At 32.2% G+C, this 12,611-nt stretch carries 9 protein-coding genes; 7 read left to right on the forward strand and 2 right to left on the reverse strand.

Annotation, left to right across the window (positions count from 1 at the left end; genetic code table 11):
- Positions 1–226 precede the first annotated feature (226 nt).
- From F6K23_RS38525 to F6K23_RS38545, 5 genes are all read left to right on the forward strand, one after another.
- Positions 227–445, forward strand: coding sequence for a helix-turn-helix transcriptional regulator (locus F6K23_RS38525; protein ID WP_293166201.1), 219 nt, complete (start codon positions 227–229; stop codon positions 443–445).
- 743 nt (positions 446–1,188) lie between these two features.
- Entirely contained in the window at positions 1,189–3,309 is a 2,121-nt protein-coding gene (locus tag F6K23_RS38530; protein WP_293166203.1) for a protelomerase family protein, read from the forward strand.
- A 63-nt stretch (positions 3,310–3,372) separates the two neighbouring features.
- Positions 3,373–3,915, forward strand: coding sequence for a hypothetical protein (locus F6K23_RS38535; RefSeq protein ID WP_293166205.1), 543 nt, complete (start codon positions 3,373–3,375; stop codon positions 3,913–3,915).
- Positions 3,908–5,371 carry a terminase large subunit domain-containing protein gene (locus tag F6K23_RS38540; protein WP_293166207.1) on the forward strand — a complete coding sequence of 488 codons (1,464 nt, stop codon included), beginning with the start codon at positions 3,908–3,910 and terminating at the stop codon, positions 5,369–5,371. The genes F6K23_RS38535 and F6K23_RS38540 overlap by 8 nt, the downstream gene beginning before the upstream one ends.
- A 1-nt stretch (position 5,372) precedes the next feature.
- On the forward strand, positions 5,373–5,972 hold the full coding sequence (locus F6K23_RS38545; protein WP_293166209.1) for a hypothetical protein: 600 nt from the start codon (positions 5,373–5,375) through the stop codon (positions 5,970–5,972).
- A gap of 62 nt (positions 5,973–6,034) precedes the next feature.
- Here the strand turns inward: F6K23_RS38545 and F6K23_RS38550 are convergent, their stop codons facing one another.
- On the reverse strand, positions 6,035–6,496 hold the full coding sequence (locus F6K23_RS38550; RefSeq protein WP_293166211.1) for a hypothetical protein: 462 nt from the start codon (positions 6,494–6,496) through the stop codon (positions 6,035–6,037).
- Between the two features lie 67 nt (positions 6,497–6,563).
- Between F6K23_RS38550 and F6K23_RS38555 the strand changes: the two genes are divergently transcribed.
- The gene (locus tag F6K23_RS38555; protein WP_293166213.1) at positions 6,564–6,770 is read left to right on the forward strand and encodes a helix-turn-helix domain-containing protein; all 207 of its coding nucleotides are present in this window, start codon (positions 6,564–6,566) and stop codon (positions 6,768–6,770) included.
- A gap of 59 nt (positions 6,771–6,829) precedes the next feature.
- Here the strand turns inward: F6K23_RS38555 and F6K23_RS38560 are convergent, their stop codons facing one another.
- The gene (locus F6K23_RS38560; RefSeq protein WP_293166215.1) at positions 6,830–10,432 is read right to left on the reverse strand and encodes a hypothetical protein; all 3,603 of its coding nucleotides are present in this window, start codon (positions 10,430–10,432) and stop codon (positions 6,830–6,832) included.
- A 723-nt stretch (positions 10,433–11,155) separates the two neighbouring features.
- Between F6K23_RS38560 and F6K23_RS38565 the strand changes: the two genes are divergently transcribed.
- A complete protein-coding gene (locus tag F6K23_RS38565; protein ID WP_293166217.1) occupies positions 11,156–11,605 on the forward strand; it encodes a thermonuclease family protein in 450 nt (149 codons plus the stop codon).
- Positions 11,606–12,611: the final 1,006 nt, after the last annotated feature.

Below are 12,611 nucleotides of genomic sequence, written 5' to 3' on the forward strand. Positions count from 1 at the left end.
TAATCATGGGATCATCAGCTTTATGATCTCACTTGAAGTCACTAAATACCATAAGTAATTCTACTTAATTAAATAGACAAGTTTTTTTGTGGTATGTTGTAATTCAAATTGAAGTGCGGAATGTGGGATTTATAAATATGTGGCGTGAACGGAAAAGTGGACGACTGCAATCACCCACTTCTCCTAGCCTCATAACTAGCACAACCTAGATAAAAGGATAAGTATTATGGTCTCACAGCACGAGCTGCTAAGTCAACTTGGTAGTGGGGAGTTGGATTATGACCCCATTCAACTAGCCTATGATATGAACTGGACAATCAGTCAATTAGCAGATATTTTGGGGGTTGACCAAACCACCGCATATAAATGGTCAAGTAAAAAAAGAAACCCTAATAATTCTGTACGGAGATTGGCTGGAATCCTGAAATATCAATTATCAGCATGATATTTTGGCTATTTTAAGCGTTTTTAGAACTCTGGTGCTGACTTAAAACTCATATATCATAAGGTTTTCAGCTTTTTTATGAGTTTTTTCCAGCACCAGAGTTTTACTACCTAGCACCAGAGAGTAAAAATCCTGGTGTTTTTTTTGTTTTTCCAGCACCAATAATGTTCATAGTGAACAATAGCGGATTTTAGACAATTTTTTGTAACCAGTTTGTAATTCGGCTAGAAACTATATCATACAAGACTTTAAGGTACTTTTACAACTTGGTGACATTGAGATGACAAGTGTATTCTCAATAAAAAATCATTAATTATGAGTCTTACAACCTTTGCGCTATAAAGGATTGACAAACCAGTTACAAAATTTTTAATTTTATTAATTGAGAAAAATGACATCAAGTGCTTACTGGAGATGGTTTTGAGACCGATTTACAAACCAGTTACAAGTCCCAAATTTGGCCAGTTACAAATCAATTACAACCTTTTGCGTTTGTAATTACAATATTTATGTCAATCCTTTACATAGTAATGGTTTGAGACCTTTTTACAACTAAAGCTAAATCAGGTTACAAGTCAGTGACAATGTTTTTACAATGTCATCGATTTTTTGTTCATTGTAATTATTTACACATAATACTTAGATGAAAAAATATTTTCTATATTGTCCTGATTGTTACCTAAATGTTGTGTTCTATAATAAAAGTAGTGTATAATAAAAGAAATAGAGAAGGAATTAATCAAATGACCAAAACCAAAAAAAGTAAATACTACGCATTTACTAAAGAACAACTTAAGAAAATGGGCAAAGAACGAGAACTGGTTGGAGTAGATGCAGCTTGTCGTAAACGTCAAAAACACGCAATTGTTGCTTTGTTGGTTGGAGATGACAAACGTAAGGCAGGGAATAAACAGAAGAAAGCTGAAGTTCTTATAAATCAACCCGAAAACTCGAAGGTTGAAACAAGTCCACAATCCATAATTGAAAAGTCGTCGCAAACTGCTATTAAATCTGACGGTGCTTTCACGACCGATGAGATGTTTAGCTTAACGAAATCCCAACCTTTGCTATCGCCGTTATTTGTTTATGAGAAAATTCTTTCATTCAAAACACCCAAAGAAGTGTATGTATTTTGCGTTAAATACCAAAACTATATTGAAGAAAGATACAAGGAAAATACTCTAACAGCTAGTACCATATCTAACCATTTATCAAAATGTAGAAAGGTCTTTTCAGGTAAAGAACATCCGGTTTATGAGTTAAACGAAGATGTTTATATCAAAAATAAAGGAAAAATCCGCCAGCATATAGCATACGGTCTTTTAGAACCCTCGTTACATATAATGAAAGACCTATATGACCAAAGACGAGTAACTAATCTTAAAAAAATGGGGTTTGACGAGTATGGCAATCCTATACTCCAAACATCAGAACCAAAGGAAGTCAAGGATATAGTTGAAAAAGCTTGTGGCTTATTAAGAGATTCAGACCCTATGGTTATTAATATAGGTTTACAAGTTCTCACTGGATTTCGGCAAAACGAACTTAACACCCCTCACATAGCTAAAAACGTTAACGGAGAACTAATCACTGTTAAGCGTGAAATGGAAGTCGTTGGAGAGTATTTAATAGCTTATAAAGGCTTGTCTAAATTAAGAGACAGATATGATGGTTGGTACATTAGACCTACTTTAGCCCCCGCTGCACTTATCAAAGCTTCATGGAATAAAGTTATGAGTTGTCCTATCATCCAAAATCAACCAGCAGACTTGGGACAATATCACGATAGTTACTATTCAAAGAAATATGCCAAATTATTCAAACAAATTTGGGAAGACGACCTATATCCCTCGTCTTTTACCAAAGGAATGAGCGACAACGCGAGCCATAAAGCAAGAGCGTTTTACGTTACTGCTATGGGTTTAGTTTGGGTCAGTAAAGGACTTGACGAGTATCAAGTAAAAGAATTACTTCGTGCGAGTTTAAATCATGCTGACTCTTCAGAAACGGAAGGATATCAAGCAATTTATAAAAAAGATACCTTCATTAACTCTATAAATATTGACGTGCCAATAAATAAAAATAAAGTGGGAGGGCTTGACGACAATTTAGTACGGGCATTAGTTCAAAAATATCGCCTGGAATCAGATTCTAAATCCATCGAGAAAAAGTTAATTATGGATACGGAATCAGATAAGGTCTTACACCAGTCCAGTATTGAATCAGATATAGGCAAAGGGACTAAATTGCGTCAAACCGACAATGACTCTAAATTGACTGAAACTGAAGAAAAAATTATTCAACCCTTAAAAACTTCTGAACTAACTCAAACAGATTCGGTTGAACGTAAAATTGTTGACGAGATTAACGGTCTTAATACTGTCGAAAAAACTGAAAATACTCACAATGAAAAATATAATTATTTTGTGGAAACAGTCATAAAAAACAACGAATTGAATACCGATTTTAATTACGATAAAAATAACAACAAACCAGGAAAACGTAAAAGTAAGGCTATTTCTATCAAAATTTATGAGGCGATAATGGGAATTATGAAATACAACCACAATCAAACGGAAATCAACAAAATAATAATACCCACTTGTGCTGTATGTGAAAAGTTAATTTTAGAAATGGGTCATAAAAAAATTAACTTTAAGTCATACAATTATGTTTGGGATAACATCAAAGAGGTAATTATTTCTCAACTAGAAGATTTAGGAATCCCAAATATATCTAAAGCTGAAGCGATTAAGAAAGAAGTGGTCGGCCAAAATATGTGGAATGGGAAATATCATCGTAAAGATTTACCAACTTTACTTCCAGAGGTTTTGAACATCATGGAACAACCTGTCGCAGTATAATACAAAAAGTCTCTTTATACGAACAAAGAGACTCTAACATATCTAGGTATTTCAGGTGATTTTATGAACTCTAAGTGTCAGTGTCCTATATGTTTAAGCTCTTTAGAAAATTTTGTGGAAAATAGGATTAAACAAGGATATACAAATGAAAAAATATTACAAGAATTAAATGTAAATTTAGATGTTGAAATAGATATGAATGAACTTAATAACCATCTGAATATATTTGGTCTTTTAGAAAATATTAATTCTGATGAAACCACGGAAAACAAACCCATTCAAGTAGAGTTAAGAAATATAGATTTCAGTAAATATGAAATAGATGTAGAAAAACCTTATGAAGTGATAGATTTCGTACAGAAAGCCCACTTAAGAGTTTATTTGAATCAATTAGAAATTACCTTAGACGCACAAAATAAAGCTCTAAGTGGTGAAAATATAGGTTTGCCTCCAGGATGTATGAGAGATTTACAAGTAGCTTTTAGCATACTTGACAAATCAACTGCTTTAAGTTTGATAATTAATCAAGCACAAGCTATAAAAACAGTTGAGAGTATGGGATTGGATATTAATAATAAAGATTATTTAGACCTTGGCAATGTTTAGAGTTAAACCTAATCTTAAACAAATCAAAAAATACGGACATATTAAAGATGACTTTCTAGAGATTCCGGAGTTTTGGGGAGAGTTTGTGGAACTTACCACTATTCGGTCAGGTGGTTCTATGGTGCGGTTTAAAGCTTACGAATATCAAAAAATAATGATGAACCTCGCTAACACCTATACCAATTGTGTAATCCTCAAAAGTCGTCAGATGGGAGTTACTCAGACTATTGTGAGTAAATTTTTACAAGACGCTATCAGAAACCCCGCAGCTAGTAGCATAGCCTTTATGAGAAATGGTGAAGATGCTAGTGCTATCAGTCGTCGTTGTAAGCAAATGTTGGGAAGTATCCCAAAATACGCTGTCGCTGACAACGATAATGTAGGATATCTCAAGATAAAAAATGGTGGTGACGTTTATTTCAAAAATAGTAGTAAAGAGGGTTCTCGGTCTTTAGACTCTGCTACTGGAATGTTGTTTGATGAAGCTGCTTTTGTCGAAAAAATACAACAAATTTATGCTGCATCAAGTCCTAGTGGCGCGTTGTCGGCAGGTATGGTGCAAAAATTTGTGGTCAGCACTCCTTCGACTAAGAGTGGTTGGTATTGGGATAAACTCAATCAAGACAATGGAAGTATAGATATTGAAGATATTGCTATCCAAGTATCTGAAGGAAGTTTATACAAAGAAATACCTGGACTTTACTGGTTTCTGGACGATGCAGGAACCTGTAAAATAATAATTCACTTTCTAGCTCATCCGATCTATAAAACAATCCCAAATTACTTAGAGTACCGATTAAAGCAAGATGGAACAGATTGGGAAACAGTGCAGAGAGAATATAATTTGAGATTTGTAGATAGTGCTGTAGGAGTCTTCTCAACCACTCTAATCAGGGATAACGTAGTAAATGACCTAAATACTGTTTTCGACCCCTCTAGCGAGTATTATGCGGGGCTAGATACATCTACGATAGGTCAAGACTATTGTGTATTTGTTGTCTGGAAATATTCAAAAAACCGACTTTTTCTTGTAGATATGTATCGCAAACGCCATGAAACCAGTGATTATAACCTCTACCAAATATCAAAAATGATTGAAAAATATAAGCCTAAAGGGATTGGTATTGAAATTACTGGAGGAGTTGGTCAAGTTTACCTGGAAAATCTCACTAAACAGTTCAAAGGGATTAATATCCAATCCATTAGGACTACTGGCGACACCAAACCCACAATGATTTCAGATATGGTTCTAGCCTTAGAAAGAGGTCAGTTAGGTTATAGTCCTCAATCTCCATTAATAGGTGAAATGTTGAGCTTTAGGAGGCAGGGTAAAAAATTAGAAGCTGCACCAGGAAAACATGATGATGTTGTGATGGCAACTGCTTTTGCGATTTCAGTCTCACCCATAGTTAAGGAAAAAATGACAATTTTAACTACTGCAATTTCTAATTGGTGATATGAAAAATGAATTTGTCGAACATGGAGAGTTAATATTTAAAGGAATTAAACCAAATAATACAACACCGACTGACTATAATGAATTTTACAAGTCAAATTATGGTTCAAATGAAATAGTCATAGGTAGCTATGCTGATATGAATGGTTTTGGACTTGTTTGTATAGGAGTCTTAAGATATCAAAAAAGTAATTGTTTTAAATATTTGATTCTTGAAATTTTATCTAGTTCTAAGCAATCATTTAGCAATATATTTAAAACTTTGGAAGGTTTTAGTAAAACTTATAAAAATAATAAAATAGTAGGTGGCTACACTAATAATAAATATTGTGAAAATATTTTATTGCAACTAGGACTGCAACCAATATTAATAGAACAGGCAAATATGCAAGACTATACTTCTTTATTAGCCTCTCTATTGAATGACCAACTGCTTTTTTCAACAGAAAAATGCAAGGAAATTGTTAAAGAAAATTTCAAAAAATTTGACCCGGAGTCACCAATACCTAATCACACTATATATTCAATTTTATATGGTTTAAATGGTTATATTTCTCAATTTTATGACGTTTCTATACAACCTTATATTAATACCTATTAAAAAATAAACTTGTGAATTTAGTCCTTCACAAGTTTATTAGTAGGTTTTTTTGATTTGGATTTTTAACTAGCTTTAGGAAGTTCCTCATTTAGCACTACAGGAGGAACGAACTCTTTCATCGTTGTATAATCTATAGTCCACAAACCAGGTTTGTCAGGTAATGGTTTCATTTTCAAAATAAAAGTTTTACCTACAGCATTTTCTATTATCTCATCTAGTTCGTGGATATTATCTGACTCATCAAGTACAAATCCTTCAGAATCAGTCTTTGTAATAATCTCATGTTTAAATCCTATAGCAGATGCAAACCTTCCTAAAGCATTCTTTTCATTGAAAACTGGTGATACTAACTGGGGAACTTGTTTAAAGTTACCACTACGTCCCAGTACCTCAAACAAAATCACCGCACGAGTAAATATCTCTCCATCATTATTTTCAAATTCATGGTCAAACAATCCAAGAAAACGAGCTTTAGAATAACCTTCAGAGTTTAATGCAGGCATCCAAGATTTAGAACGTGTCATAATTAATCTTACATATTTGTTTTTCGTTTACAATTACTATTGTATCACAATTTTGTTAGGTGTCAACATGATTTCTAAATTTCTTGAAAGTATTGGTGAATGGTTAATTGAAACTCGTCAACTTAAAAATTTAACTCAAGAAGAGCTTGCACATTTGTCAGGTTTACATGAAGGAGTTATCCGAAGATATGAAGCAGACCAGTATCAAAAATGTTCTCTGGCCAGGGTAAGTCATATATGTGAAGTTTTAGAAAATTATCGTCCACATACATAATTATTTTTGAAGCAGTCCATAAATTTAATAGGCTGCTTCACCTAGTTAAAATAGAAAGTCTAATCGTCTTCTTGGAAACTCATACGATTTAAACAACTACGTTTAATACCCGCTACTTCGAGAAGGTCTACCTCATCATCATCTTCATCATCTAAAGTCTCATCTATCTCAAAACCATCGTAATTATTAAAATCATCTATCACAAAACCATCGCGATTATCGTTTTCTTTAGAGATTACAAAATCAGTAAGAGTTGGTTTATTGAGTTTTTCCTCAATTGAATCATCTAGGATTGTTGTAAAAGTTTCAGTTCTACTTTCAAGGTTTATATCAGTCGAACCTGTTTCGGAAGTATTTGTCGATGAAGTTTTGTCGCTATCAGAAAGTTTTTCCCCAATGCGAGATTTTTTATTCTTAAAATAATGTTCAGATACGCTCAAGGGACGGCTTTCCCAATCATCATGTACCCTACGGAATTTTTTAGGATTTTCTTCTTTAACCGCGACATCATTGCGATTAGGTAATTTCTCAACCACTTTCTTAAATGAATTACCATTTTGATTTTTACTGATTGATTCAATCCAATTTTTACCTTCGTTAATTGCTGTTTGAATCTCAACTAATGCTCTACCATATTCAATTACTTTAGTATCAGGATTATAGAAATATGCGGTCAAACCCCAACCTAATTGTTTTTTTAATCGAGCGTCCATTTTTTGCCATTCTTTATGTTGTTTCTCTGTTTTCCAGAGAAACTGAGATAAACTAATAATGTTTAAATCACTATTTTTATAGATAACGTCACCAGCAGTCAAACAATATTTTTGAACAACATTTTCACTTTTGGAACTTGTCATATCGTTAGCTTTATTTACTTTCAAAATTTCTTCGACCTTGTACTTGTTTATAACTGGAGCCGTCCCTGTTGTGGCTATCTGAAGATAAATTTTTGGAAGTGGGTGTTCTTTTTCAATTAATTCTAATTCCTCTCCTTGATAGTAGACTGACTTATTAAACTTTTGACCTCTACATTTAATTTTTTTCTCATCAAAAAAACTGATAAACATATAGTTGGATTGAGAGTGACACACGATAGATTTGTATAAATCTTTATGTTCAAAACTCATCTGATTTACCACATCAAGTATCACCTTACCATTATTTGTATATAGATTCCTGATGTGATTATGATAAATATCATCAACTTCGCTCCAATTATCAGAATTTCCTACTATAGTTTGAACGTCGTTTTTAATAGTTACTTTACCTGTTTCAGTATTAACATTTTCAACCAACCATTCACCATTACCTGCTAGTGGCTTTAGAGGGTAGCGTGAGTTATCATTCTTAGTGTCTTGAATAGTTGATTTTTCTTTACTCCAACGACATATTGTGCCAAAACTAGGAGTGTATTTATCCCAAAAACGCACTTTATTAATTGAATATGCCGAGCCGTCAGTAATCGACTGGTGACTATTGGTTGCGACGTGCATTGTCCAGGCAAGTGCGCGAGCGCGAGCAGTAATGTTAGAAGCTACTACCACGTTTCCTATGTTGAAGTAGGGAGATGCGATTGTTCCGTATACTGTGTTGATGACCAGTTTGATGTAGTTCTGAAGACTGTTCGCGTCACTTTTAGGAATTGTATTTGATTCGATAGACAATTCTAATTGTTTAATTAAATGGTCTGAAACTTCAACTAATTTCTCACCCGATATTTTTCCTTTAGCAATTTTCTTTAATTTTGAACGAGCATCTAATAATGGTTCAATTAAAGTTGATAATTTTAATTCAACCCAATACCTCGGACGTAAATCTTTCTTAACATTGCCCCCTAAATAAACTCCTTTAGAAATGTGTTTATATTCAATTACATTATTGTTAGAGACAATTTTACTAACTAATTCGTCAAAACTATCACATTTCAAAGATTTAGGATAATAGTACATTGTCACAACTTCTAAGTTCATCCACTCTTTCTTTTCTTTATCTGAGGAGTGAATTTCTATTAGTTGTAAAATGTCGTGGTTAATGGTTCCATTAACTATTTCATTTGTATAAAGTGCGAATGGGATATCTACTTCTACATCATCATTTAAAACAGCTTTCTTCGTTTTTTGAATTAATTTGCGAGGTTCAATTGACTTACTAAAAATTAAATCTTGGTCAAATGAAAGTTTTCCTGAAACAGTAATATTATATAAACCGGGAATCAATTCTTTCTTATATTTCTTCAACAAATCACCAAGTTTAATCTTTTTCTGACCATGACCAAATTCTAAGATTGCTGGAAGTCCTACAGGATATGATTGGTTCATTAAACCTCGACCATAACAACCACTAATATCGGCATCAGCTATGATTGAATCCATTACTGAATATGTGGTAGGTCTTTCATTCTTGCAGCGACCGCCGTTTACTGCAATGCCATATATGGCTGTAGAGTCTTTATCATACTCTACAATTTTACCTACTGAAGCTTGACTGGCTAAAGTCATAATGTCGGGTTGGTCTATGTCTGGGAATAGTCTCTTAAGAGCTACTTGAATAGGGTCTATCTTTTCACCATCTTCACCCTCTACTGGAGATAGACCTAATGCTTCTAAATCCCCTAATATAGTTGCTTTTGACCGAATCCAAGACTCAATTAGAGCTGCTACCTTAGAACCTACTGAGTTAGCAATTTCATTGGGTTTTGGAGCTGTTAACCCTGCTACCTTATAAATTGTAGGAACCATTTTTTCTTTATCTAAACGCTCAATATTTGAGGTTATACAATCGCTTGCAGAGTATTTAATAAAGTCTAAAAACATTTCATCAGGGTTGTCGCCTTCTTCTAATCCATTACCTGTAAAAGGAGCAATCATATTAGTTTTATATTTATCCATTTTGTTTTTGTTTTCCATATTAATTCCTACAATTTGAGCAGCGTTATTTAATGATACAGCACCTAATAAAGCTGCTTGGTCTTCAATTTTTAAAGCTACTTGATACCATCCCGGATTATCAAAATCAGGATGTTTTAACTCAATATAATACGACAATTTTACAGGCATACTTTTTTGAGTTGTTATACGACGATTTTGTTGACATTGTGCTTGAACTTTATCAACTATTTCAGGATTATATGGAAATAATGCACAAATATCTTTAAAACTAAAAAATATTGAAGCGTGTACATATAAAATACCAGAAATCTTGTCAGAAACGTGTATAGAATCTCTTGCATTAAAAACCGCTGCAAGAGGAGAAATCCGTTTTTCCTTACGAATATTCCTTAATAGAGATACGTCATAGTTAGAAATATTAAAGACAAAAGCTGAGTTAGAATTTTTTTCCCGTAACTGCACAGTCAACATCTCAGTTGGCTTGTCAGGACATGACTTAAACTCAGAATCCACATCAAATCCTATAGAGTAGTGTTTAAAGCCTTTCTTTTTACCTACAGACATTAAATCCTGATACAAATCAGCAACACCTATGAAGGGAATAGGAGTATCGGTGTAAGACTTGTTATCAGATTTCCTTTGATAATTTTTCCAATCTTCAGGGATTACCAAACTATTATGGTGAATGAAGTTTGACGCTTTGCTATCACTGTCAGCAGATTTAATTGAAAAAGCGTTGTCAATTTTTGTGGTTTCGTTATATAATTTAGGCATGACTTGAGCGAGGCGCATTACTCAAAGTCCAGTGAGAAGAAACCTTTATTTCTTAGGAGTTAATTAATTAAATAATCTTATAGATAGTCAATTAATTTTTAGGTAGTTAAATTTTAATGGTACAATTAAAATATAATTTAAGAAATTTTGGGTTTCTTTGCTGGTAACAAAGATTTTGCGCCCTTTCATTTCTTTGAATTAGATGAAATTTGTTTAATTAAATTATACAGCTAATTTTTGCGATTAGCTGTATATTTTTTTGATTTTTTTGAATTATATAATGAATAAATAGTCAATACTTTTATCGGCACATCTTATTATGTTTTTATATATTTTTTAAATTAATATAATAAATTGGCAATATTTTTATTTTTTAAAATGTTAATAACTATTGGAAAAATATTATACTTAAATAAATATTTTTTAAGATTAACAATAAATATAAATTAATTCTTATTAATCACATATTAAATATATTTATTGTTATATTTCATCTATTTATAATATTGTTAGTATAACAATCATCTATTTATACCTTCTATTAATATGTGAAATTAAAAAAATAATTAAGTTAACCTTCTCAACGTTCCATTAATGAAGAGTAATTATATTTTAGAGATAACACCTCTATGTTTACTGGAATTTGTCCAAAGTACAGCTATAAATTCAATGAAAAAATTCTCACACAAAAATTTACTTGTCCATAATATGACCATATTGATAATGGTCTTTAGTATAATAAGCTGTAATCGCAGCAACAATACTATTACAACTTTTAGAGATAGTGGCATTCCAGAAACTGAATATTGGGAAATTAAGTCTGTAGTTAGTGGAAATCGGTTGACTATAAATCAAGGGTTAAAACAACGTACATTACAACTATGTGGTCTAAATGATATAACTCCAGAAGCTAAATCTTATCTGGAACAGCAAATCAAACAATCTCCAGAAACAGTTCCTACTATATTTGCAGGCAAGGATAAACAAGATATTTGGTATGGTGATGTTTGGGTAGGGACTGGAAACAGCGAAAATTCTGCTTCAGGATTGTTACTTTTTAATGGTCTAGGTAAGTTGAGCGAGGACTATTATACTTGTCCTGATAGCGATACTTTAAAGTTAGCAGAGGATTTAGCCAAAGAACAAAAGTCAGGTATTTGGAGAGATTTGTAATATTTAATCAATTTTTGCTAAGTCAATACTCCTTTTCCAGGATGCTTCGCATAGAAAGTCAAAAATTGATTGTACATCACAACATAACTTATATGAATCATTAATAGTTATTAAAGCTTAAATATCCTGATTAAATAAAAATAATTAAATATAATAATGAAAGAACAAACAGAGTAAAGTTAGTTGAAAGTCAATGGTTATAATTTTTAACCTGTAACTATGAATGGATTCCTACTACAATAGAAACCCATTCAACCTTTAGTCTTAGTTAATCAGAAAAAGTTCTGCAAAATTTTTTCTAATTTCAACTCTAATAGTCCTATCAGGTTCAAATTCTATAATTAGAGCCGACGGAAGTAATAAAGCAATAAGAAATGGAGTAACCAGTCTATTTACCAGACTGGTTTTCTTTTTTCTGACAAGTTTTTTGTTCATACTTAAACCTTATAGATTGTGGAATTAGAACTGATTTAAGTTCTTGTCTCAAATATAGTGATTATTATTGCTTTTGAGCTAGATATCAAAAATGTTTAATAATCTTGTTTTTATCCATCACATAGCATTGATGAAAAGCCAATTTAGATATTTTAAGATTTTTTTAATAATACAGTTTTTTGTAAGTAATTAAAGCTGAAAACTTGTAAATTACTTTTCAAAATATGTTAATTCAGAGAAATCACACTAATCTAGATACCAAATTCTCTATAATAAAATTTCTATTTATGTAATGTGAGCTAGTTGGATATGGTCAGCTAGTTCAGTGAGCTAATTGAAACCCTTAATAAATCAACCTGAGCTAGTTGAGTGAACTGGTTAAAAATACGGTACTTTAAATATAAATCTATTATCTAAAAAAATATATTATCTAATTTCTACTATCTAAAATTAGGTTTGTCCAATAAGAATAAAAGCAATGTCCATTAACTTAGGTTGGTGGACATTGTTTTTTGCTTTGAATATATTCTATTTTTAAATGCAACATATAAAGTGACTTTGCGCGATCGCC

Source organism: Okeania sp. SIO2C9 (genome assembly GCF_010672455.1).
In the GTDB taxonomy this organism is placed as follows: domain Bacteria; phylum Cyanobacteriota; class Cyanobacteriia; order Cyanobacteriales; family Microcoleaceae; genus Okeania.

Coding starts and splice junctions, on each gene's coding strand:
- F6K23_RS38525 (WP_293166201.1), top strand. CDS start 227: ATGGTCTCACAGCACGAGCTGCTAAGTCAACTTGGTAGTGGGGAGTTG.
- F6K23_RS38530 (WP_293166203.1), top strand. CDS start 1,189: ATGACCAAAACCAAAAAAAGTAAATACTACGCATTTACTAAAGAACAA.
- F6K23_RS38535 (WP_293166205.1), top strand. CDS start 3,373: ATGAACTCTAAGTGTCAGTGTCCTATATGTTTAAGCTCTTTAGAAAAT.
- F6K23_RS38540 (WP_293166207.1), top strand. CDS start 3,908: ATGTTTAGAGTTAAACCTAATCTTAAACAAATCAAAAAATACGGACAT.
- F6K23_RS38545 (WP_293166209.1), top strand. CDS start 5,373: ATGAAAAATGAATTTGTCGAACATGGAGAGTTAATATTTAAAGGAATT.
- F6K23_RS38550 (WP_293166211.1), bottom strand. CDS start 6,496: ATGACACGTTCTAAATCTTGGATGCCTGCATTAAACTCTGAAGGTTAT.
- F6K23_RS38555 (WP_293166213.1), top strand. CDS start 6,564: ATGATTTCTAAATTTCTTGAAAGTATTGGTGAATGGTTAATTGAAACT.
- F6K23_RS38560 (WP_293166215.1), bottom strand. CDS start 10,432: ATGCCTAAATTATATAACGAAACCACAAAAATTGACAACGCTTTTTCA.
- F6K23_RS38565 (WP_293166217.1), top strand. CDS start 11,156: ATGGTCTTTAGTATAATAAGCTGTAATCGCAGCAACAATACTATTACA.